Source organism: Kitasatospora setae KM-6054 (assembly GCF_000269985.1).
Lineage (GTDB): Bacteria > Actinomycetota > Actinomycetes > Streptomycetales > Streptomycetaceae > Kitasatospora > Kitasatospora setae.
Map to the genome: position 1 here is coordinate 2,364,490 of NC_016109.1, position 22,032 is coordinate 2,386,521.

Genomic DNA, 22,032 nt, shown 5'->3' on the forward strand with positions numbered 1-22,032 from the left:
GGGCGCGACCTCGTGGTGCGTGCTTCAGGCCCGCAGGGCCCGGACGGCGGCGGCGAACGCGTCGCCGCGCTCACCGTAGTGGGTGAACATGTCCATCGACGCGCAGGCGGGTGCCAGCAGGACGGTGTCGCCCTTCTCGGCGGCGGCGGCCGCGGCGGCGACGATCGCGGTCATCGCCTCGGCGCCAGTCTGGCCCGGGGCGGGCTCGAGGACCGGGACTTCTGGGGCGTGTCGCTCCAGCGCCTCCCGGATCAGCCCGCGGTCCTGGCCGATCAGCACGGCGGCCCGCAGCCGGGGCGCGGCGGCCGCGACCAGCTCGTCGAAGGTGGCGCCCTTGGCGAGGCCGCCGGCGATCCAGACCACCGGCCGGTACGCGGCCAGCGAGGCGGCGGCGGCGTGCGTGTTGGTGGCCTTGGAGTCGTTCACGTAGGCCACGCCGTCGATCTCGGCGACGTGCGCGATCCGGTGCGCGTCCGGGGTGAAGGCGCGCAGCCCGTCCCGGACCGCCTTGGCGTCGACGCCGTAGGCGCGGGCCAGCGCGGCGGCGGCCAGCGCGTTGGCGATGTTGTGCGGGGCCGGCGGGTTGACGTCGGCGACGGCGCCGAGTTCGGCGGCGGAGTTGGCCCGGTCGGCGACGAACGCCCGGTCGACCAGCAGCCCGTCGACCACGCCGAGGTTGGAGACGCTCGGCGCGTCCAGGCCGAAGCCGACGGCCCGGCAGCCCTCCTCGACGTCGGCCTCGCGGACCAGCGCCTCGGTGGCGGGGTCGGCCAGGTTGTAGACGCAGGCGACCTGGTTGCCTTCGTAGATCCGGCCCTTGGCGGCGGCGTACGCCTCCATCGAGCCGTGCCAGTCGAGGTGGTCGGGCGCCAGGTTGAGCACCGCGCCGGAGTGCACCCGCAGCGAGGGCGCCCAGTGCAGCTGGTAGCTGGAGAGCTCGACGGCGAGCACGTCGTACGGCTCCTCGGCGAGCACCGCGTCCAGCACCGGGACGCCGACGTTGCCGACGGCGGCGGTGCGCTTGCCGGCGGCGGTCAGGATGGACGCCAGCATCTGGACGGTGGTGGTCTTGCCGTTGGTGCCGGTGACGGCCAGCCAGGGGGCCGGCTCGCCGGTGGCGGGGTGCGGGGCGCGCAGCCGCCAGGCGAGTTCGACGTCGCCCCAGACCGGGACGCCGGCCGCGGCGGCCGCGGCGAACAGCGGGCCGTCGGGGGCCCAGCCGGGCGAGGTGACGACCAGCGCGGTGCCGTCCGGCAGGGTGGCGCCGTCGCCGAGGCGGACGGCGAGGCCCTGCTCGACCAGCGGGGCGGCCTTGGCCGCGAGGCCCGGCCCGTCCCCGCCGTCGACGACGGTGACGTGCGCGCCGAGCCGGTGCAGGACGCGGGCGGCGCTGATCCCGGAGAGGCCGAGTCCCGTGACGACGACCGGCAGTCCGGCCCACTCCGGGTTGTTCATCCGGTCACCCATCCCGCGTAGAAGAGTCCGAGGCCGACGGCCACGCACAGGCCCTGGATGATCCAGAACCGGACCACGATCAGGACCTCGCTCCAGCCCTTCAGTTCGAAGTGGTGCTGGAGCGGTGCCATCTTGAAAACGCGCTTGCCGGTCATCCGGAACGAGCCGACCTGGATGATCACCGAAAGGGTGATGATCACGAACAGGCCGCCGAGGATGGCGAGCAGCAGCTCGGTGCGGGAGACGATGGCCAGGCCGGCCAGCGCGCCGCCGAGGGCCAGCGAGCCGGTGTCGCCCATGAAGATCTTGGCGGGCGAGGTGTTCCACCACAGGAAGCCGAAGCAGGAGCCCATCAGCGCGGCGGCGACCACGGCGAGGTCCAGCGGGTCGCGGACGTCGTAGCAGGACGCGGTGGCCTTGATCGCGTAGGCGCAGTTCTGGCCGTGCTCCCAGAGGCCGATGAAGGTGTACGCGCCGAACACCATCACCGAGGCGCCGGTGGCCAGGCCGTCCAGACCGTCCGTCAGGTTCACGCCGTTCGACATCGCGGCGATCATGAAGTACGCCCAGATGACGAACAGCACCGGGCCGATCGCCCACTTGAAGTCCTGCACGAACGACAGGTGGTCGGAGGCCGGGGTCAGGCCGCGGCTGTCGCTGAACTGCATGGCCAGGATGGCGAAGGCGAGGGCGACGAAGGACTGGCCGAGCAGCTTCGCCTTGGCCCGCAGGCCCAGCGAGCGGCGCTTGACCACCTTGATGTAGTCGTCCAGGAAGCCGACCAGGCCGAGGCCGGTGGTCAGGAACAGCACCAGCAGGCCGGAGGCGGTGGGCAGCTCACCCGTTATCGCCTTGGTCGCGAAGTAGGCGATCAGGGTGGCCAGGATGAAGGCGATGCCGCCCATCGTGGGCGTGCCGCGCTTGCTGTGGTGCGCCTTGGGGCCGTCGTCGCGGATGTACTGGCCGTAGCCGTGCTTGGCGAGCAGCTTGATCAGGGCGGGGGTGCCGAGCAGGGTCAGCACCAGGCCGATCATGCCGGAGAAGAGGATCTGCTTCACTTCGCGGCACCGTCCGCGAGCAGCGCCTCGGCGACCCTCTCCAGCCCCACCGAACGGGAGGCCTTCACCAGGACCACGTCCCCCGGCCGGACCTGACTGCGCAGCAGCTCGATCGCCGCGTCCGCGTCGGACACCAGCACCGACTCCTCACCCCACGAACCTTCGTTCCTCGCGCCCAGTTCCATCCGGGCCGCCTCGCGTCCGCCGACCGCCACCAGCTTGGTGATGTCCAGCCGCACCGCGAGTCTTCCGATGGTGTCGTGCTCGTCGAGGCTGTCCTCGCCGAGCTCCCGCATCTCGCCGAGCACCGCCCAGGTGCGGCGGCGCTCCGGGCCGGTGCCCGCCATCGTCGCGAGGGCCCGCAGCGCGGCCCGCATCGATTCCGGGTTCGCGTTGTAGGCGTCGTTGACGACGGTGAGGCCATCGGCCCGGTCGACCACCTCCATGCGCCAGCGGGACAGCGCACCCGCCTCGCTGAGTGCTTCGGCGACGCGGTCGACGGGCATCCCGAGCTCCACCGCCACCGCGGCGGCGGCGAGGGCGTTCGAGACGTGGTGCTCACCGTACAGGCGCAGCCGCACGGGCGCGGAACCGGCCGGGGTGCTGAGCGTGAACTGGGGCCTGCCGGTGGCGTCCAGGCGAACGTCGGTGGCCCGGACGTGGGCGTCCGGGGACTCGCCGAACAGCACGACCCGGGCCCTGGTGCGGCTGCTCATCGCGCGCACCAGCGGGTCGTCGGCGTTCAGCACCGCGACGCCCTCGGGCGAAAGGGCCTCCACCATCTCGCCCTTGGCCTCGGCGATGCCCTCGCGGGAGCCGAACTCGCCGAGGTGGGCGGTGCCGATGTTGAGGACGAGTCCGACGGTCGGCGGGGTGATGCCGGTGAGGTACTCGATGTCGCCCTTGTGCCGGGCGCCCATCTCCATCACCAGGTGCCGGGTGCTCGGGGCGATCCGCAGCGCGGTCAGCGGGTGGCCGATCTCGTTGTTGTTCGAACCGGCGGGGAAGACCGTCTCGCCGTGCCCGGCCAGCACCTGGGCGATCAGGTCCTTGGTGGAGGTCTTGCCGGAGGAGCCGGTCAGGCCGACGATCCGCACGTCGGCGGCGCGGGCGACCACGGCGCGGGCGAGCCGGCCGAGGGCCACCACCACGTCGTCCACCAGGATCGCGGGCACGCCGACCGGCCGGGTGGCGAGCACCGCGACGGCGCCGTCGGCGACCGCCTTCGCGGCGTAGTCGTGGCCGTCGACGCGCTCGCCGCGCACGCAGACGAACAGCCCGCCGGGCTCGATCCGCCGGTTGTCGGTGACCACCGCGCCGGTGATCAGCGCCTGCGGGTCGGCGCCGTCCAGCGTCCCGCCGACCGCCTGCGCGGCCTCGGCCAGGGTCAGGGCAATCACCGGTCTACCTCCATGATCTGCTCGATCGCGGTCCGCAGGACCTGGCGGTCGTCGAACGGGCGGACCTCGCCCTTCACGTACTGGCCCAGCTCGTGGCCCTTGCCCGCGACCAGCACGGTGTCGCCGCTGTGCGCGCGGGAGACCGCGAGGGCGATCGCCTCGCCGCGGTCGGGGACGGCGAGGACCTCGCCGCGCTCCTGCTCGGGCACCTCGGCGGCGCCGGAGAGCATGGTGGCGAGGATCGCCAGCGCGTCCTCGGAGCGCGGGTTGTCGCTGGTGAGGACGGCGGTGTCGGCGAGCCGGGCGGCGATCGCGCCCATCGGCCCGCGCTTGTACGGGTCGCGGTCGCCGCCGCAGCCGACGACCACGTGCAGCCGGCCCTTGGTGACCTCGCGGAGCGAGGCGAGCACCGAGCTGAGCGCGTCCGGCTTGTGCGCGTAGTCGACCACGGCGACGTAGTCCTGCCCCGCGTCGACCTCCTCCAGCCGGCCGGGGACGCCGGGGACGGCGGCCACCCCGGCCACCGCGTCGGCCAGTTCGACGCCGGCGACCACCAGCGCGGTGATCGCGCCGAGCGCGTTGGAGACGTTGAACAGGCCGGGCAGCGGCACCGCGGCGTCGGCCTGTTCGCCGTTCGGGCCGAGCACCCGGAAGGTCGAGCCGGACGGGCCGGGCCGGACGTCGACGGCGCGCCAGTCGGCGGCCGGGTCGCCGGCCGCCGAGAAGGTGGTCATCGGGATCCGGGCCTCGCCGGCCAGCCGGCGGCCGTAGGAGTCGTCCCGGTTGGCGACGCCGCGGCGGGACTTGCCCTGCTGGAAGAGCCGGGCCTTGGCCCGGTAGTAGTCCTCCATGTCGGGGTGGAAGTCGAGGTGCTCGGGCGTCAGGTTGTTGAACAGCGCGACGTCGTAGACCACGCCGTCGGTGCGGCCGTAGACCAGCGCGTGGCTGGAGACCTCCATCACCACCGCGTCCGCGCCGGCCTCGCGCATCACGGCGAGCACCGCGTGCAGTTCGGTGGCCTCGGGGGTGGTCCGCTCGGACTTGATCCGCTCCTCGCCGACCCGCATCTCGACGGTGCCGATCACGCCGGGCAGCCGGCCGGCCCCGCGCAGGCCGCCCTCCACCAGGTAGGAGGTGGTGGTCTTGCCGTTGGTGCCGGTCAGACCGATCATCAGCATCCGCTCGCTGGGCGCTCCGTAGACGGCGGCGGCCAGCGGGCCCATCGCCTCCCGCGGGCTGTCGACGACCAGCAGCGGGACGCCCGCGGCGGCGGCCAGTTCGGCCCCGGCGGCGTCGGTGAGCACCGCGACCGCGCCCGCGGCGGCGGCCCCGGCGGCGAACGCCGCGCCGTGGTGGTTGGCGCCGGGGAAGGCCACGTACACGTCGCCGGGCCGCACCGCCCGGGAGTCGTGGGTGACGCCGGTGACCTCGGGGCCCTCGACGCCGGCCAGCCCGAGCAGCCGGGCCGCCTCGGCGAGCGGCAGCGCCGCGGTGCGGTCGGGTCGGGGCGGGCTCGCGGAGATTTGATCGGATTTCGGCACGGCCGGAAGGCTATCGGCCCCGCGCCCCCCGGGGCCAAACCGGGCCTGCCGGGCCGTGACCTTGCTCACAGGGCGCTCCGCGCGCCGGGGGGTTTCGCTCATCTCAGGGTTTCCAGTCGACGGGCAGGTTCGGCGCCTCGCTGCCGCTCGGCGGGACCTGGAGGGTCTTGAGGGTGAACTCCATCACCTGCTTGAAGACGGGGCCGCACAGCTGCCCGCCGAAGTGCCCGTTGACCGGGTCCTGGATGACGCAGGAGACCGTCACCCGGGGCTGGTCGGCGGGCGCGAAGCCGATGAAGGAGGCGGTGTACCCGGAGTACTTGCCGGTCTTCGGGTCCACCCGGTTGGCGGTGCCGGTCTTGCCGGCCACCCGGTAGCCGGGGATCTTCGCGGTGTTGCCGGTGCCCTGCTCGTCGGTGACGACGGACTCCAGCATCTCGGTCAGGGTCTTGGCGGTCTGCTCGGACACCACCCGGTTGCGCGCCCCGGCCGCCGCGGGCGTGAACTTCCCGTCCGGCCCGGTGGTCCCGGCCAGCAGGCTCGGGGCGACCCGCACCCCGCCGTTGGCGATGGTGGAGAACACCGAGGTGGCCTGCAGCGCGTTCACCGACAGGCCCTGGCCGAACGGGATGGTGTACTGCTGCGAGCCGTTCCAGTCCTCGGGCTTGGCCAGGATGCCGCGGGTCTCGCCGGGGAAGCCCAGGCCGCTGGGCTTGCCGATGCCGAACCGGTCCAGGTAGTCGGCGAGCACCTTGTTGGACTCCGCCTGGGTGGCGCCCAGGTGCTCGGCGGCCTCGATGGTGCCGATGTTGGACGACTTGGCGAGCACGCCCGCCAGCGTCAGGTACCAGGTCTCGTGGTCGATGTCGTCGTGGAACACCCGGTCGGCCCGCTGCAGCGTGTTGGGCACCTCCACGTGGGTGTCCCAGTTGGCCTTGCCGGTGTCCAGCACCGCCGCCATGGTCATCAGCTTCGCGGTCGACCCGGGCTCGTACGCGTCCTGCAGGGCCGCGTTGCCGAGCTGGTCGGCGCGGGCCGAGGCCAGGTCGTTCGGGTCGAAGCCGGGCGAGGTGGCCATCGCCAGCACCTGGCCGGTCCGCACGTCCTGGACGATCACGTAGCCCTTCTCCGCCCCGGCGTTGGCGACCTGGTCGGTGATGGCCCGCTGGGCGGCCCACTGGACGTCCGGGTCGACGGTCAGCCGCAGGTCGGTGCCGGGCACCGGGTCCTGCCGGGCGCCGCCCGCGGTGGCCACCCGGCGGCCGCCCGAGGCGGCGTACGTGGAGTGGCCGTCCTGCCCGGCCAGCTGCTGCTGGTACTGCAGCTCCAGGCCGCCGGTGCCGGTGCCCTCGGCGTTGACGAAGCCGACCAGGTTGGCGCCCAGGCCGCCCGCCGGGTAGCTGCGCCGGGTCGACTGGTCCCAGAAGATCCCGGACAGCGGGTTGGCGCAGCCGGGGTCGACGAACTGCCGGCCGCCCTTGTCGGCGGGCTTCTTCAGCAGCAGGAGCTGGGCCCGGCAGGCGGCGGTGTCGGCCTGCTTGGTCAGCGAGGACCGCAGGTCGGCGATCTGGTTCTTCGCCTCCGGGGTCTGCCGGGCCATCAGCAGCGCGTACTGGCTCTTCGGGTTCTTGCTGTTCAGGTGCAGCTTCTCGGCCAGCTTCTCCTTCGGCTGCCCGAGGATCGGCGCCAGCAGCGCCGCCGCCTGCTCCGGGGCGTCCGGGAGGTGGGTGGCCTCCGGGGTGAACATGGTCGGGTCGGCGGTGATGTCGTACGCGTCGACCGAGGTGGCCAGCACGGTGCCGTCGGCGGCGGTGATCGAGCCGCGCTCGGCGGGCAGCGACACCCGGACGTACTTGTTGGCGCCCGCGGCGGCGGCCAGCGCGTCGGAGTCCAGCAGCTGCAGCTGCACCAGCCGGCCCGCGAAGACCGCGAACACCAGCAGCAGGCAGACCGTCACCAGCCGCAGCCGGCGGCGCGGGTCGGCCAGCCTGATGGTCCGCGGGCCGGACGGGGCGGGGCGGCGCGGCGGCGCCGGGCGGCGGGCCGGGCGGGCGCTGGGGCGCGGCGGGGCGACCTCGCGGTGCCCGGCGGAGGCGGCCCGCGGCCGGGCCGGGCGGGCGGCGGCGCCGTCGGCGCGGCGCGGTTCGCCGACCCGGCGGCGCGGCGGCTCGGCGGACCGGCCGCCGCCGGAAGCGGAGGGGCGCCCGCCGGCCGGCGGGGTGCGGCGCGGGCGCGGGGCGTCTCCGGGCGGGCGGCTCACCGCTGCGCCCCGGCGGACGGGCTGCCGGAGGGGCCGGCCGGCGGGGCCGGGGCGAGGTCGATGCCGGGGTCGGCCGGACTGCCGCTCGCCCCGGGCGAGGGCTGGGGCGAGCCGGTGGCGCCGGCCGACGCGGACGGGTCGGCGGTGCTGGGGCGCGGCACCGGCGGCTTGTCCTCGGCGGGCTTGGCCTTGCCGGTGACCGTGCCGTCCGGGTTGAGGAAGGCCGGATCGCCGCCGGGGACCATGCCGAGCTCGCGGGCCCGCCGCTCCAGCGCGTCGGGCGCGGACTGCTCGGCGATCTGCTGCTGCAGGGTCTGCTGCTGGTCGGTCGCCTCGGTGGTCTGCTTGCGCAGCTTGGAGAGGGTGAACGAGCCCTCGTTCAGGGCGGTGTTGAGCATCAGCAGGCCGAGCAGCCCGGCCGACAGCAGGGCGACCACCAGCACCGCGAAGGGGGTGCGCCCCCGCATCGAGCGCGCTCCGGGGCGGACGGTGATCCGCGCCCTGCCCCCCTGCCCGGGGACGCTCCCCCGGGTCCGCTCGCCGGCCACCGGCACCGCTCCACTCCCCTTCGCTCCGCTGCTCCCGGGGGCTGGCTACCGCCGGGTCCGTCTGATCCTCTCCGCCACGCGCAGCCGTACGGGCGCGGCGCGCCGGTTCTCCTCGATCTCCTCCTCGGTGGCCAGTTCGGCACCGCGGGTGAGCAGTTTCAGCCAGGGCTGGAGCTCCTCGGGGATCACCGGCAGGCCCGGCGGGGCGGTGGAGGTGGCACCGGCCTGAAAGTACTGCTTGACCAGGCGGTCCTCCAACGACTGGTAGGACATCACGACGATCCGACCGCCCACCGCGAGGGCGTCCAGCGCGCCCGGGATGGCCCGGTCGAGCACCTCCAGCTCGCCGTTGACCTCGATCCGCAGCGCCTGGAAGGTCCGCTTGGCCGGGTTGCCGCCGGTGCGCCGGGTGGCCGCCGGGATGGCGTTGCGGACCAACTCGACAAGACGAGCGCTGTTGGTGAACGGTTCCCGCTCGCGCTCGCGGAGCACCGCGGAGGCGATCTTCCCGGCGAACCGCTCCTCGCCGTAGACCTTGAGGATCCGGGCCAGGTCGCCGTGGCCGTAGGTGTTGAGCACCTCGGCCGCGGAGATCCCCCGGGTCTGGTCCATCCGCATGTCCAGCGGGGCGTCCTGGGAGTAGGCGAAGCCGCGGTCGGCCTCGTCCAGCTGCATCGAGGAGACGCCGAGGTCGAACAGCACGCCGTGCACCTCGGGGACGTCCAACTCGTCCAGCACGCGCGGGATCTCGTCGTACACGGCGTGCACCAGGGTGGCCCGGTCGCCGAACCGGGCGAGCCGCTCGGCGGAGAGCTCCAGGGCGCGCGGGTCGCGGTCGACGGCGATCAGGCGGACGTCCGGGAAGCGGGTCAGCAGGGCCTCGCTGTGGCCGCCCAGGCCCAGGGTCGCGTCCACCACGACGGCGCCGGGCGTGGAGATCGCCGGGGCGAGGGCGTCCAGGCAGCGCTCCAGCATCACCGGGATGTGCCGGGGGGCGGGGCTGTCGGTACTCATACGGGGGCGGGGCCTTCCTCAGGTGCGGTGTGGCCCGGCCATTCTCGCGCACCCGGCCGGCCGGGGCGCACGCCGCCCGTGGTCCCCGCCCGCTCGCTCGGGGAAGGTGCGACCGCCCGGCACCGGGGAAGGTGCGCCAGGTGGGCACGGAGCGGGAGGAGGCCGCGGGCTGCGTACGGGCCGGTCGGCCCGGTGCGGAGAGCGGCCGCGACCGCCCGGTTGCCGGGCGCCGTCCGCCGTGCTCCACTGCGCCTGCAGCCTATCGCCCGCGCCCCGCCAGTCAACGCCCCGCTCCGGCGCACCACCCGGGCGGCGGTACGGATCGGCGCAGGTCGGACCGGTTCCCGGGGGCGCCCGGGGGCGGGGCGCGGGCCCGGCGGGGCGCGCCGGACGAACCGGGGCGAAGCCGTCCGAGCGGGCCGGCCGGCCGGGGCTTGCGGCATTCGGCCCCGCACCGCGCCCGGGCGGGCTACGGTCGACGCCATGGCTCCCGCCCCCGGCCCCGAGCGGCCGTCCGAGACCGACCGCTTCGTGCTGTCCAACCGCTCCTACGCCGAGACCTTCCGGGACGGCGGGATGGACGCCCGCCCGGTGCGCCGGGTCGCGGTGGTGGCGTGCATGGACGCCCGGCTCGACCTGTTCGCCGCGCTCGGCCTGGAGCTGGGCGACGCGCACATCATCCGCAACGCGGGCGGCGTGGTCACCGACGACGCGATCCGCTCGCTGACGATCAGCCAACGCGCCCTGGGCACCCGCACCGTGGTGCTGATCCACCACACCGGCTGCGGGCTGCTCGGCCTGACCGAGGAGTTCCGGCACGAGCTGGAGCGCGAGGTCGGCCAGCGCCCGCAGTGGGCGGTGGAGTCCTTCACCGACCTGGACGCGGACGTCCGGCAGTCCGTCCAGCGGGTGCGCACCTCGCCGTTCCTGCCGCACACGGACGACGTCCGGGGCTTCGTGTTCGACGTGCACACCGGCCTGCTCCGCGAGGTCCACTGAGACGTCCGGCGGTTCTCCGCAGGCTCCGGGCGAAACCGCCGGGCCCCGCTTCTCGTCCCAAACCGGGACAGCCTTCGCGTGTCGCCCGGGCGGGTGACTTCTGGCCGTGGGACAGGGAAGAATGCGCCAGGTATTCGGGGTGGGCCGGGCTCGAACCAGCCGCCCGGCGACTGTGCAACATGGGAGCTGACGGGTGACGACGATCAACGGACAGGGCGCGGAGCAGCCGGAGCCGGGCCGCTACGACCGGCGGGAGCCGGTCGGTCTGGCGGAGCTGGCGGCGGTGGTCGACCGGGTCCGGGAGTCCGTGGAAAGCGTGATCGAGGGCAAGCCGGAGGCGGTCCGGATCGCCCTGACGGTGCTGCTCGCCGAGGGCCACCTGCTGCTGGAGGACGTGCCCGGCGTCGGCAAGACCATGCTCGCCAAGACGCTGGCCCGCTCGGTCGACTGCACGGTGCGCCGGATCCAGTTCACCCCGGACCTGCTGCCCTCCGACGTCACCGGCACCAACGTCTTCGACCAGCACCAGCGGGACTTCGAGTTCCGGCCCGGCGCGATCTTCGCGCAGATCGTGGTCGGCGACGAGATCAACCGGGCCTCGCCGAAGACCCAGTCCGCGCTGCTGGAGTCGATGGAGGAGCGCCAGGTCACCATCGACGGCACCACCCACGAACTGCCCTCGCCGTTCATGGTGATCGCCACCCAGAACCCGGTCGAGATGGAGGGCACCTACGCCCTGCCGGAGGCCCAGCGCGACCGCTTCATGGCCCGGATCTCGATCGGCTACCCCAGCGCGGACGCCGAGTTCGCGATGCTCGACCTGCACTCGGCGGCCAACCCGCTGGACGACCTGCAGCCGGTCGCGCACGCCGCCGACCTGCTCAAGCTGATCGAGCTGGTGAAGACCGTCTACGTCGCCGACCCGGTCCGCCGCTACGCCGTCGACCTGGTCGCCGCCACCCGCACCACCTCCGAGCTGCGGCTGGGCGCCTCCCCCCGGGCGACCCTGCACCTGGTCCGGGCGGCCCGCGCGCACGCCGCCCTGGACGGCCGCGACTACGTGCTGCCGGACGACATCCAGGCGCTGGCCGTGCCGGTGCTGGCGCACCGCCTGCTGCCGACCTCGGAGACCCAGCTGAGCCGCCGCTCGGTCGAGCAGGTCGTGCTCGACCTGGTGGCCCGGCTGCCGATCCCGCGCCCGCAGGGCCGCTGAGGTGGCGCGCCCCGCCCGGGCCTCCGGGGTGCGCACCGCGCTGCGCGGGCTGACCACCCGGGGGCGCTCCTTCCTGGCGGCCGGCGTGACCGCGGCGCTCTGCGCGTTCGCGTTCGGCCAGGCCGCGCTGTTCCAGGTCGGCGTGCTGCTGGCGGCGCTGCCGCTGGCGGCCGCCGGGATGCTGGTGCGCACCCGCTACCGGGTGGCCTCGGGCCGCCGGCTCAGCCCGCACCGGGCGGCGGCCGGCCAGGAGGCCCGGGTGCACCTGCGGCTGGACAACGTCTCCCGGGTGCCCACCGGCCTGCTGCTGCTGGAGGACAAGGTCCCGTACGTGCTGGGCCCGCGCCCGCGCTTCGTGCTGGACCGGGTCGAGCCGCGCGGCTTCCGCGAGGTGTCCTACCGGGTCCGCTCGGACCTGCGCGGCCGCTACCCGCTGGGCCCGCTGCAGCTGCGGCTCTCCGACCCGTTCGGGATGTGCGAGCTGACCCGCGCGTTCAGCGCCGCCGACGTGCTGACCGTCGTCCCGCAGGTGCAGGACCTGCCGGCGGTGCGGCTGCCCGGCGAGTCCGGCGGGCAGGGCGACTCCAACACCCACACGCTGGCGCTGGCCGGCGACGACGACGTCATCCCGCGCGAGTACCGGCAGGGCGACGACCTGCGCCGGGTGCACTGGCGGTCCACCGCCCGGTACGGCGAGCTGATGGTCCGGCGCGAGGAGCAGCCGCTGCAGGCCCGCGCGACCGTGCTGCTGGACACCCGGGAGACCGCGCACCGCGGCTCCGGGCCGGCCTCCTCGTTCGAGTGGGCGGTGTCCTGCGCCGCCTCGGTCGCGGTCGACCTGGTGCAGCGCGGCTACCGCACCCGGCTGCTCACCGACACCGGCTTCGCGGTGCCCGCGACGGGCGCCGGCGGTGGCGGCACCACCGCCGCCGAGTCGGTCGGCCTGCTGCTGGACGCGCTGGCCGTGGTCGAGCACTCCGACGGCGGCACGCTGGCCCGGGCCGAGGAGGTGCTCCGGCTCGGCGGCGAGGGCCTGCTGGTCGCGGTGGTCGGCGAGCTGGACGAGGAGCAGGCCGAGCGGCTGGCCCGGCTGCGCCGCCGCACCGGCGGCGCCGTCGTCCTGCTGCTGGACACCGGCACCTGGGCCGGCCTGCGGCACGGGCTGCCGGACGGCGCCGGCGAGCGGGCCGCGGCCCGGGTCACCCGGCTGCGCGAGTCCGGCTGGACCGTGCTGCCGGTGCGGGCCGGCGACTCGCTGCCCGCGCTGTGGCGGACCGCGGACCGCACCCAGAACACCACCGTTCCCTACCGAGACGAGGTCGGCGCGTGACCACCCGGGCCAAGTTGACGCTCTGCGCGGCCCTGGCCACCGCCCTGGCGGCGCTGTGCCTGTCCCCGCTGTTCCAGGACTCCTTCGCGCTGGCCCCGCACGGCCTGCTGATGGTTGCCGTCGCGGCCGGCGCCGGCGCCGGCCTGCGCGCGCTGCCGCTGCCGCGGGCCCTGGTGCCGCCGCTGCAGCTCCTCGTGGTGCTGTACGTGCTGCTGCTGACCACCGTGCGGTCCGCGATGGCCGCCGGCCTGCTGCCCGGCCCGGGCGCGCTGGACGCGGTCTCCACGCTGCTCTCCCAGGGCGGCAGCGACGTCCAGGAGTACGCGATCCCGGCCCCGGCCACCGACGGCCTGCGGCTGATCGTGGTCGGCTCGGTCGCCCTGATCGCCGTGCTGGTCGACGCCCTGGCGGTCACCTACCGCCGGGCCGCCGCCGCGGGCCTGCCGCTGCTGGCCCTGTACTCGGTGGCCGGCGGCCTGGTCGACTCGCCGGGCGGCATGTGGCTGTGGTTCCTGTTCGGCTCGGCCGGCTACCTGGCCCTGCTGTACGTCGAGGGCCAGGACCGGCTGACCCGCTGGGGCCGGGTCTTCCACGGCACCGGCCGCTCCGCCGTGACGCTCTCCAACGGCGGCCGCCGGATCGGCGTGATCGCGCTGGCCGCCGCCGTCCTGCTGCCGGTGTTCGTGCCCGCGGTCGGCCCCGGCCTGTTCGGCGGGCACGGCTCGGGCGACGGCACCGGGACGGGCGGCGGGAACGGCACCATGGACCAGCGCTCGCTCAACCTGGTCGTCGCGCTCACCGCCAACCTGCGCTCCAACGACGACACCCAGCTGCTGTCCTTCTCCACCGACTCCCCCGACCCCGACCAGCTCTACCTGCGGATCGCCGCGCTCAGCGAGTTCAACGGCCAGGAGTGGCTGCCCGGCCCGCAGGACCCGCAGCCGATGCCCACCACGGTGCCCGCGCCCGAGGGCCTCTCGCCGAACCTGCCGACCTCCTCGGTCCGCACCAACATCACCGTCGCGGACCAGCTCAGCACCGCCTGGCTGCCGATGCCGTACCCGATGTCCTGGGTGCAGCTGCCGAGCACCTCGGACTGGCGCTTCGACCCGACCGGGCGCACCGTCAGCGGCGTCAACGGCCAGAAGAGCAAGGGCCTGACGTACTCCGTCGGCTCGGTCGCGGTGGGCGCCACCGCCGCCCAGCTGCGCGCCGCCGGCCCGACCCCCGAGACCGTCGGCAAGCGCTACCTGGGCCTGCCCGCGAACCTGCCGGCCGTGGTCGGCGAGACCGCCAGGACCGTCACCAAGGGCAAGACCACCCCGTACGACCAGGCCGTCGCCCTGCAGCAGTACTTCACCGGCGGGGGCTTCACCTACAACACCAAGATCGACGCCCGCACCGGGCCGGACGCCATCGCCAAGTTCCTCCAGGACAAGGAGGGCTTCTGCGTGCACTTCGCCGCCACCATGGCGGCGATGTCCCGCTCGCTGGGCATCCCGGCCCGGGTCGCGATCGGCTTCACCCCGGGCAGCGGCGGCGGCAGCAGCCGGGTGGTGCGCAGCTCCAACTACCACGCCTGGCCCGAGCTGTACTTCAACGGCTACGGCTGGATGCGCTTCGAACCGACCCCGAACCGGGGCAGCACCCCGCTGTACTCCGTCCAGCAGGCCGCGCCCAGCACCGCCCCCAGCACCGCGCCGAGCAGCGCCGCGCCGAGCGAGCAGCCCTCGGCCCAGCCGTCCTCCTCCAGCAGCTGCCCGCCGCAGCAGCACAAGCTGGGCGACTGCGCCGACGAGACCGCGCTGGCCGAGCGGAAGACGACCACCACCGCCTGGTGGCGGTCCTGGACGGTGCTGGCCGGCGTCCTGGGCGGACTGCTGGTGGCGGGCCTGCTGGCCTTCCCGATGCTGTGGCGCACCAGGCTGCGCCGCCGCCGCCTCGGCACCGGCCGCCACCTGCCCGGCGCGGGCGCCCCGCCGCTCACCGACGAGCAGGTGCTGGCCGCCTGGGCCGAACTCGTCGACTCCGCGTGGGACCTCGGCATCCCGCCCGACGAGGCCCGCACCCCGCGGCACGCCGCCCGCCGGCTCGCCGAGGACGCGCGGCTCGACGCCGACGCGACGGCCGCCGCCGGCCGGGTCGCGCTCGCCACCGAGCGGGTGATGTACGCCCGCGAGTCGCAGGCGCCGCAGCAGCTGGGCGGCGACGTCCGCACCACCCGCGAGGCGCTGCTGGTCCGGGCCACCCGCCGGCGCCGGCTGCGCGCCCTGCTGCTGCCGGCCTCCGCGGTCCGGCTGTGGTGGCGCGCCCAGGACCGGGCCGCGGCCCGCCGGGAGCGCACCGCCGTACGGGTGGCGGCGCTCCGCGCGGCGGTCACCCGGCCGTTGCGGCGCAAGCCCGAGCGGGACGAGCGGGACCGGCCGGGCGGACCGGACCGGCGGGACGGCTAGCGGCAGCGGCGGCAGCCACGGGCGCGGCGGCGGCCGCGACAAAAGATCCGCCCGGCGAGGGTCTCCCTCGCCGGGCGGATCGCGTCTGGTGGGCCGCTCGCCCCGCAGGGTGCCGTCCCGGTCGGTGCTACAGGCCGCTCTGCTCGTCGCGGCGGCGCTGCCAGCGCTGTTCCATTCGATCGACGACACCGGTCTTCCGGCGTGGCGCTGCCGCCTGCCGTGGGCCGTGTCCGGCCGGGCCGCGACGCCACGCGGTGACCGCGAGGACGGCGCAGCCGAGCATCACCAGGAACCCGACCACGCTGACCCAGATGACCTGGGCGACCAGGCCCCCCATGAGCAGCGCGATGCCCGCCACGAAACCCGCCACGGCCAGGTAGACCCGCCGACGCGTGTAGGTGTGCAGGCCGGTTCCCTCGAGCGCTGACGCGAACTTGGGATCTTCGGCGTACAGCGCTCGCTCCATCTGCTCGAGCAGTCGCTGCTCGTGCTCCGAGAGCGGCACGGAGTCCTCCTACTCGTCGGTCGCGGGGCGACCGGTCCGCCACCCCTGGCTCGGGCCTGTGTGGTCCATATGCCCCACCGGTCTGGCCGTCATGCTTACCGGCTTTACCCAGATCATACGGTCCACGGCCGCGGTTCGGCGTGGTCAATCAGGCGTGGCTCGGGCCGCCGCGTCGGCGGCCCGCACCCCTGCAACGAGCGGGGGGCCCGCTTGGTGCCCCCGCCGGGAGGATTCAGTGGGCCTCGGCCAGCAGGTGGAGCTGGGTGGCGACGGCGTGGAAGGCGGGCTGCTCGGCGGCGGCGAGCTCCAGCTTGAGCAGGGCGTCGAGGGCGCCCGGCTCGGTGTCGACCAGGACGCCGGGGACGAGGTCGGCGAAGACCCGGATGCCGTGCACGGAGGTGACCTTCAGCCCGGCGTCGGCGGTCAGCGCGTCCAGCTGCTCGCCGGTGAAGCGGCGGGGCATCGGGTCGCCGGGGCCCCAGCGGCCGTCGGCGGCGTCCAGCGCGGTGCGGGCCTCGGTGAACTGGCCGGCCACCGCGCGGGCCAGCACGGCGCCGTTGCGGTTGGCGGCGAGCAGGCTGACCAGCCCGCCCTTGCCGAGGGTGCCGACCAGGTTGCCGAGCGCCTCGGCCGGGTCGTCGACGACCTCCAGGACGCCGTGGCAGAGCACCGCGTCGACCGATCCGGCCGGGACCAGCTCGGGCAGCGTCTGGGCGTCGCCCTGGACGGCCCGGACCAGCTCGGTGACACCGGCCTCGGCGGCCCGGCGCTCCAGCGCGAACAGCGCGTCCGGGCTGGGGTCGACCACGGTGACCCGGTGGCCCAGCCGGGCCACCGGCACGGCGAAGTTGCCGGTGCCGCCGCCGGTGTCGACGACCTCCAGCACCGGCCGTCCGAGCTCGGCCGAGCGCCGCTCCAGCGCCGCCCGCACCACCTCCCACACCACGGCGGTACGCAACGCACTGCGGGGACGAGTCGGATACAAGGCGGCACCCCTCTTGGCAGGTCTTCCACGGCGGGACACCTCCACCTTATCCGCCGGGGCGGGGCGGCCGGGGTGCGGCCGAGGCGCGGCCGAGGTGCGGCTGAGGTGCGGCTGAGGTGCGGCGCAGCACCGGGCGGCTCGGCGGCGGGGCTCAGGGGTGCAGGGCCAGGATCCGCTCCACGATCCGCAGGTACAGGGCGGTGTTGCGGATCAGGTCGTCCGCGTCGCGCTCGCCGGCGGCGCCGGTGATGCCGGCCTCGGCGGCGGCCCGGCGGCGCGCGCCGGCCGCGAAGTAGGCGGCCCACTCGGCGAGTTCGGGAGCGACCTCGGGCAGCAGCTCCCAGGCCGGGCGGATCGCCTGGCGGCGGCGCGGGCCGCGCACCGGGCGGCCGCGAACGGCCAGCACGGCGGCGGTGGCGCGCAGCGCGGCGAGGTGGGCGGTGGCGTACCGCTCCAGCGGGTCCTGTCGGCCGCGGGCGTACACCAGGGTGCGGTGCGCGTGGCGGAGCAGTTCGAGCGCCGCGGGCGGGGCCGAGCCCCGGCGCAGCACCGGGTGGACGTCGGCGCCGCGGGTGGCCGGCAGGGTGGGTTGATCGACGGCAGGGCGGGCGACAGGCTCAGGACGACTGATGGTCATGGGTCTCCCCCGTTCACTCCGGACCTTGCCCGGACCGGTCGGTCCGCGCATGCATCCATCGTGAACGGGGGGTCTGACAACTCGGGGTCCCCCACCCCGCGGGGCCCCCCGACCCCGTTCCGTCGTCCCCCACGGCCGTCCCGGGTTCCCCCCCAGGGGGAGGGGGTCGGGCTCCGCCGCCCCGTGTCGGCGGTGCCCGGCCCCCTCGCTCCGGCCGTTGGTTCGCGTTCCGGACGCGGCATGGTCCGCCGAATCCCCCCGGGTTCGACGACCGCCCCGGAACGCTCCGGGTGGCTCCGCCCGGCGGCGGCCTTCCCGGTGCGCACTACTCTGCCCGCCGGGCGGGGGCGCCGGGTATCCGCCCGGGTACTCAACCGGTGGTCTGAGTACGCGTACTCAGGCCCGCCGGAGGTCGGCCGGGCCGGGTACGGTGGCCGCGTCCCGTCCGAGGTCCGGGCTGGGGGCGTACGGGAGGGGGCCGCCGTGGGGGCCGTTCCACTGATCTTCACCAGCGGCTGGGCGAGCGGCGTCAACGCGTACGCCGTGGTCCTGCTGCTGGGCCTGTTCGGCCGCTTCGGCGGGGCGGAGACCGTGCCGCCGGTGCTGGGGCGCACGGACGTGCTGGTCGCCGCCGGGGTGCTGTTCCTGTGCGAGGCGGTCCTCGACAAGATCCCGTACGTGGACAGCGCCTGGGACGCGGTGCACACCTTCGTCCGCCCGGTCGCCGGGGCGACCGTCGGCGCCCTGCTCGCCGCGCACGACCCCGGCTCGCTCGGCGAGGTCGCGGCCGGGGCGGTCGGCGGCACGACCGCCCTGCTCAGCCACGGCGTCAAGGCGGGCCTGCGGATGGCGGTGAACACCTCGCCCGAACCGGCCTCCAACATCCTGGTCAGCCTCGCCGAGGACCTCTCCGTCGCGGGCCTGGTCACCCTGGCGCTCTTCCACCCCTGGCTGGCCGCCTCCGCCGCCGCCGTCCTGCTGGCCCTCGGCCTGCTGCTCGCCTGGTTCGCGGTCTCCCGGATCCGCCGCTTCTGGCTCCGCCGCAAGGAGCGCCGCGCCCGGCGCCGCACGGGGGCGGCCGCCCCGGCCTGAGCACGCCGCGCGGGGACGCGGCGCAGCGGCCGGGCCCGGAAGTGCCGACCGCGACGGCCCGGCTCCGCCGGGGGCGGCACCGGACCGGACCCGGACGCCAGGCCGCCACCGACCGCCCGACGCGGGGCGCCGCGCCGCCAGGCAGGCTCAAGCGCGCGCCCAGCGCGGCAGAGGCACGACGGCGCCCGCCGGGGGCGCCGACCGCGACGGCCCGGCTCCGCCGGGGGCGGGGCGGGAGGGGCGGGGCGCGGCGTGGGGCCGGGGTGCGGGGGCGCATAGGATCTTCTGCCATGGCTCGGATCATCGTCGTCGGCGCAGGCATGGGCGGTCTGGCGGCCGCCTCCCGGTTGGGCACGCTCGGGCACCGGGTGACGGTGCTGGAGGCGGCCGGCACGTACGGGGGGCAGCTGGGGGCGTACCGGCGGGAGGGGTTCGGGTTCGACACCGGGCCGGGGCTGCTGGCGCTGCCCGCCGTGTACCGGGACCTGGCGCTGAAGACCGGGCGGGAGCCGTTGGAGCGGCTGATCGGGCTGCGGCCGGTCGATCCGGAGAGCCGGCACCTGTTCCCGGACGGGACGGAGCTGCTGCTGCCGAACGCCTCGCGGGGCGGGGTCGGGCAGGCGCTGGACGCCGCGTTCGGGGCGGGCGCCGGCGCGCGCTGGGGCGAGCTGCTGAACCGGGGCCGCGCGGTGTGGGAGGCGACCCGGCGGCCGCTGCTGGAGGAGCCGCGGCCGGCCGTCGACCCGGCCGACCCGTACCCGGTGCCGCCGCGCCGCGGCCTGTCCCGGCTGCTGCCGCGCGGGCGGCACACCCTGGGCGACGTGGCCCGCGAGCTGGGCGGCGGGCCCGGTCCGGCGGCGCTGCTGGGCGAGTACGCGCTGCGCTACGGCCTGGACCCGCTGGGCGCGCCCGCCTCGGCGACGGTGCTGCCGTACATGGAGCAGTCGTTCGGCGTCTGGTACGTGGACGGCGGCCTGCGGGCGCTCGCCGACGCGGTGTTCGCGCGCTGCGGCGAGCGCGGCGTGGAGTTCCGCTTCGACACCCCGGTGCGGGCCCTGGAGCGGGACGGCGAGCGGGTGGTGGGCGTCCGCACCGACGAGGGCGTGCTGGCGGCGGACGCGGTGCTGTCCGCCGTCCCCGGGCTGGGCGCGGCCGAGCCCGCCGCGCCCGCGCCGGGCCGGTTCACCGTGCTGCTCGCGCTGGACGGCGCCCGTCCGGCGGGCACCGCGCACCGCACCGTCGTGCACGCGGCGGACGGCGCGGCCGAGGCCCGCGCGGTCTTCGCCGACGGCGTGCTGCCGGACCGCCCCACCGTGCAGGTGCTGCGTCCGGACGACCCGTCGCTCGTCCCCGGACCGGACGCGGAGGCCGCCGTGCTGACCGTCACCGTGCCCGCCCGGCTCGCCCTCAGCGCCGCCGAACAGGACGCGTACGCCGGGGAGTTGCTCGCCCACCTGGCCGCCGCCGGCCTCGACCTGCGCCCCCGGCTGCGCTGGCGGGAGACCCGACTGACCGCCTCCGTCCCGCCGCCTTCGCTGGCCGGCGGCCACCTCGCCCAGGCCAACCGGCCCGGCCCCGAGGGCCTCTACCTGATCGGCGCGCACGCCCACCCGGGCGGCGGGCTGGCCCGGGTCGGGATGTCCGCCTCGATCACCGCCGGGCTGCTCGGCCCGGCCTGACGGTGCGTCAGTACTGCTGCTGGTAGTACCAGTTCTGGTCCTGCTGGGGCTGCGGCTGGGGTTGCTGCTGCTGCGGGACGTACGGCTGCTGGTACTGCTGCTGGGTGTACGGGTCCTGGTAGACCGGCTGCCCGTACTGGTCGTAGCCGATCAGCTGCAACTGCGGCTGGGCGTAGTGCTGTTGCTGCTGCTGGTAGCCGTGGTCCTGCTGGGCGTAGCCGTACTGCGGCTGCTGCGGGACCTGGTAGGCGGGCTGCTCCTCGGCGTAGACGCCCGCGTCGAGCTGCTGGAACTCCTCGTAGGCGAAGGGCTGCTCCGCGAACGGCGGCGCCGACTCGTCCTCGACCGGCCCGACCTCGCCGACCGGCTCCACCGGCTCCGGCTCCACGGCGGCGGCGGCCGCCCCGCCGGTGGCCGCCGCCAGCAGCGGGACCTTCGCCAGCGGGCCGGGCAGCCGGCCGTCCGCCCGGCGCAGCGACCAGCCCACCGGGCGGCCGCGCCGCACCGAGCCCGTCACCATCAGCTGGCCGAGCCCGAACCCGGCGGCGCCCGCCGCTATCACCGGCAGCGAGGACATCCGCATCCCGGCCACGACGCCCAGGAAACCCGCCAGCGCGAGCGCCCGCCAGTGCAGCGCGGCCCGGTGCTGGAGCAGCAGTTCGGCGGTCAGCCAGAGCCCGACCAGGGCCAGCGCGCCATAGAGGAGCAGGTATCCGACGCTCATCCCCGCAACCTCCAGACGCCACCATCACCGCGCGGTTGCGGGCGACTGTACAGCCTCCGGGCGAACACCACCGCATCCCGGACCGGACCTCCCCGAGACCCCCGCACAAGCCTGCCCGGACGGGCAGCCGGGGGCCGGGCGCGCGGCTCGGCCGGAGCGGGTCAGCGGGTGTGGAGGCCCAGGTTCTGGTAGATCTCCAGCGTCGAGGTCGAGTGGTTGAGCGTGATGAAGTGCAGGCCGGGGGCGCCCTCCGCGAGGAGCCGCTCGGCCATCGTGGTGGCGTGCTCCAGGCCGACCGCGCGGACCGCGGCCGGGTCGTCGGCGGCGGCTTCGAGGCGGCGGCGGAACTCGGGCGGGAAGTCGGAGCCGGAGAGCTGCGGGAAGCGCACCAGCTGGCGGATGTTGGTGACCGGCATGATCTCCGGGATGATCGGCGTCTCGCAGCCGGCCGCGGCGACCCGGTCGCGCAGCCGGAGGTAGTCCTCGACCTCGAAGAACATCTGGGTGATCGCGTAGTCCGCGCCGGCCCGGCACTTGGCGACGAAGTGCCGGATGTCCTCGTCCCAGCTGACCGAGCGGGGGTGCATCTGCGGGAACGCGGCGACGCCGACGCAGAAGTCGCCGATGCCCTTGATCAGTTCGACCAGCTCGGCGGCGTACGTGACGCCCTCGGGGTGCCGGACCCACTCGCCCATCGGGTCGCCGGGCGGGTCGCCGCGCACGGCCAGCACGTTGCGCACGTTCTGGTCGGCGTACTGGCCGATGATGTTGCGCAGTTCGGCGGTCGAGTGGTCGACCGCGGTGAGGTGGGCGACCGGGGTCAGGGTGGTCTCGGTGGCGATCCGGCCGACCAGGTCGACGGTGCGGCCGCGCGAGGAGCCGCCCGCGCCGTACGTCATGCAGACGAAGTTCGGCTCCAGCGACTCGACCCGGCGGATCGCGTCCCAGAGCTTGCGCTCGCCGACTTCGCCGCGCGGCGGCATGAACTCGAAGGAGAAGGAGCGGTCGCCTGCCGCCAGCAGGTCGCGCACGGTCTGCGCGCGGTCGCTTCTGGTGGAGGGAATGCCGAGTGCCATGCAGGCAGGTTAGCCGTCGGCGGCGCGAGCCGGACAAACCTGGTCCAACCATTGAGACGCCGC

Annotated in this window: 18 protein-coding genes; 6 read left to right on the forward strand and 12 right to left on the reverse strand. The window is 75.4% G+C overall.

Translation table 11 applies throughout. From position 1 onward, the window contains the following. Window positions 1-24 precede the first annotated feature (24 nt). From murD to rsmH, 7 genes are all read right to left on the reverse strand, one after another. Entirely contained in the window at window positions 25-1,467 is a 1,443-nt protein-coding gene (murD, locus tag KSE_RS10455; protein ID WP_014135266.1) for a UDP-N-acetylmuramoyl-L-alanine--D-glutamate ligase, read from the reverse strand. Next, on the reverse strand, window positions 1,452-2,513 hold the full coding sequence (mraY, locus tag KSE_RS10460; protein ID WP_014135267.1) for a phospho-N-acetylmuramoyl-pentapeptide-transferase: 1,062 nt from the start codon (window positions 2,511-2,513) through the stop codon (window positions 1,452-1,454). Before mraY ends, murD begins: the two co-directional genes overlap by 16 nt. Further along, window positions 2,510-3,913 carry a UDP-N-acetylmuramoyl-tripeptide--D-alanyl-D-alanine ligase gene (locus KSE_RS10465; protein ID WP_014135268.1) on the reverse strand — a complete coding sequence of 468 codons (1,404 nt, stop codon included), beginning with the start codon at window positions 3,911-3,913 and terminating at the stop codon, window positions 2,510-2,512. Before KSE_RS10465 ends, mraY begins: the two co-directional genes overlap by 4 nt. Beyond that, entirely contained in the window at window positions 3,910-5,454 is a 1,545-nt protein-coding gene (locus KSE_RS10470) for a UDP-N-acetylmuramoyl-L-alanyl-D-glutamate--2,6-diaminopimelate ligase (protein ID WP_014135269.1), read from the reverse strand. Before KSE_RS10470 ends, KSE_RS10465 begins: the two co-directional genes overlap by 4 nt. 103 nt (window positions 5,455-5,557) lie before the next feature. Next, complete coding sequence (locus KSE_RS44510; RefSeq protein WP_014135270.1) at window positions 5,558-7,714, reverse strand: peptidoglycan D,D-transpeptidase FtsI family protein; 2,157 nt, start codon at window positions 7,712-7,714, stop codon at window positions 5,558-5,560. Then, the gene (locus KSE_RS43235; protein ID WP_033258104.1) at window positions 7,711-8,181 is read right to left on the reverse strand and encodes a hypothetical protein; all 471 of its coding nucleotides are present in this window, start codon (window positions 8,179-8,181) and stop codon (window positions 7,711-7,713) included. Before KSE_RS43235 ends, KSE_RS44510 begins: the two co-directional genes overlap by 4 nt. Before the next feature lie 126 nt (window positions 8,182-8,307). Beyond that, window positions 8,308-9,276 (reverse strand): 16S rRNA (cytosine(1402)-N(4))-methyltransferase RsmH, encoded by a 969-nt coding sequence (gene rsmH / locus KSE_RS10485; protein WP_014135272.1) that lies wholly within the window; start codon window positions 9,274-9,276, stop codon window positions 8,308-8,310. A gap of 483 nt (window positions 9,277-9,759) precedes the next feature. On the opposite strand from rsmH, the gene KSE_RS10490 reads away from it, so the two are divergent. The 4 genes from KSE_RS10490 to KSE_RS10505 all read left to right on the forward strand — a co-directional run bounded on the left by KSE_RS10490 (window position 9,760) and on the right by KSE_RS10505 (window position 15,271). After that, window positions 9,760-10,275: a beta-class carbonic anhydrase gene (locus KSE_RS10490; protein WP_014135273.1), complete on the forward strand. Its 516-nt coding sequence runs from the start codon at window positions 9,760-9,762 to the stop codon at window positions 10,273-10,275. A 265-nt stretch (window positions 10,276-10,540) separates the two neighbouring features. Then, on the forward strand, window positions 10,541-11,488 hold the full coding sequence (locus tag KSE_RS10495) for an AAA family ATPase (protein ID WP_033258122.1): 948 nt from the start codon (window positions 10,541-10,543) through the stop codon (window positions 11,486-11,488). 1 nt (window position 11,489) lies between these two features. After that, window positions 11,490-12,818 carry a DUF58 domain-containing protein gene (locus tag KSE_RS10500; RefSeq protein ID WP_033258105.1) on the forward strand — a complete coding sequence of 443 codons (1,329 nt, stop codon included), beginning with the start codon at window positions 11,490-11,492 and terminating at the stop codon, window positions 12,816-12,818. After that, window positions 12,815-15,271, forward strand: coding sequence for a transglutaminase TgpA family protein (locus tag KSE_RS10505; RefSeq protein WP_014135276.1), 2,457 nt, complete (start codon window positions 12,815-12,817; stop codon window positions 15,269-15,271). The genes KSE_RS10500 and KSE_RS10505 overlap by 4 nt, the downstream gene beginning before the upstream one ends. 127 nt (window positions 15,272-15,398) lie before the next feature. Here KSE_RS10505 and KSE_RS10510 read toward each other — a convergent pair whose 3' ends face one another. The 3 genes from KSE_RS10510 to KSE_RS10520 all read right to left on the reverse strand — a co-directional run bounded on the left by KSE_RS10510 (window position 15,399) and on the right by KSE_RS10520 (window position 17,398). After that, complete coding sequence (locus tag KSE_RS10510; protein WP_014135277.1) at window positions 15,399-15,776, reverse strand: DUF3040 domain-containing protein; 378 nt, start codon at window positions 15,774-15,776, stop codon at window positions 15,399-15,401. A gap of 232 nt (window positions 15,777-16,008) precedes the next feature. Next, on the reverse strand, window positions 16,009-16,761 hold the full coding sequence (locus KSE_RS10515) for a methyltransferase domain-containing protein (RefSeq protein WP_033258106.1): 753 nt from the start codon (window positions 16,759-16,761) through the stop codon (window positions 16,009-16,011). 151 nt (window positions 16,762-16,912) lie between these two features. Next, a complete protein-coding gene (locus KSE_RS10520; protein WP_014135279.1) occupies window positions 16,913-17,398 on the reverse strand; it encodes an SAV_6107 family HEPN domain-containing protein in 486 nt (161 codons plus the stop codon). 483 nt (window positions 17,399-17,881) lie between these two features. Between KSE_RS10520 and KSE_RS10525 the strand changes: the two genes are divergently transcribed. Both KSE_RS10525 and KSE_RS10530 read left to right on the forward strand, forming a co-directional pair. Further along, window positions 17,882-18,490: a DUF4126 domain-containing protein gene (locus tag KSE_RS10525; protein WP_014135280.1), complete on the forward strand. Its 609-nt coding sequence runs from the start codon at window positions 17,882-17,884 to the stop codon at window positions 18,488-18,490. 290 nt (window positions 18,491-18,780) lie between these two features. Beyond that, a complete protein-coding gene (locus tag KSE_RS10530; protein WP_014135281.1) occupies window positions 18,781-20,169 on the forward strand; it encodes a phytoene desaturase family protein in 1,389 nt (462 codons plus the stop codon). A gap of 7 nt (window positions 20,170-20,176) precedes the next feature. Here KSE_RS10530 and KSE_RS38300 read toward each other — a convergent pair whose 3' ends face one another. Both KSE_RS38300 and metF read right to left on the reverse strand, forming a co-directional pair. Next, window positions 20,177-20,893 (reverse strand): hypothetical protein, encoded by a 717-nt coding sequence (locus tag KSE_RS38300; protein WP_014135282.1) that lies wholly within the window; start codon window positions 20,891-20,893, stop codon window positions 20,177-20,179. A gap of 161 nt (window positions 20,894-21,054) precedes the next feature. Continuing rightward, window positions 21,055-21,969, reverse strand: coding sequence for a methylenetetrahydrofolate reductase [NAD(P)H] (metF, locus tag KSE_RS10540; protein ID WP_014135283.1), 915 nt, complete (start codon window positions 21,967-21,969; stop codon window positions 21,055-21,057). Window positions 21,970-22,032 lie beyond the last annotated feature (63 nt).

Coding starts and splice junctions, on each gene's coding strand:
- murD (WP_014135266.1), bottom strand. CDS start 1,467: ATGGGTGACCGGATGAACAACCCGGAGTGGGCCGGACTGCCGGTCGTC.
- KSE_RS43235 (WP_033258104.1), bottom strand. CDS start 8,181: ATGCGGGGGCGCACCCCCTTCGCGGTGCTGGTGGTCGCCCTGCTGTCG.
- rsmH (WP_014135272.1), bottom strand. CDS start 9,276: ATGAGTACCGACAGCCCCGCCCCCCGGCACATCCCGGTGATGCTGGAG.
- KSE_RS10490 (WP_014135273.1), top strand. CDS start 9,760: ATGGCTCCCGCCCCCGGCCCCGAGCGGCCGTCCGAGACCGACCGCTTC.
- KSE_RS10520 (WP_014135279.1), bottom strand. CDS start 17,398: ATGACCATCAGTCGTCCTGAGCCTGTCGCCCGCCCTGCCGTCGATCAA.
- KSE_RS10530 (WP_014135281.1), top strand. CDS start 18,781: ATGGCTCGGATCATCGTCGTCGGCGCAGGCATGGGCGGTCTGGCGGCC.
- KSE_RS38300 (WP_014135282.1), bottom strand. CDS start 20,893: ATGAGCGTCGGATACCTGCTCCTCTATGGCGCGCTGGCCCTGGTCGGG.
- metF (WP_014135283.1), bottom strand. CDS start 21,969: ATGGCACTCGGCATTCCCTCCACCAGAAGCGACCGCGCGCAGACCGTG.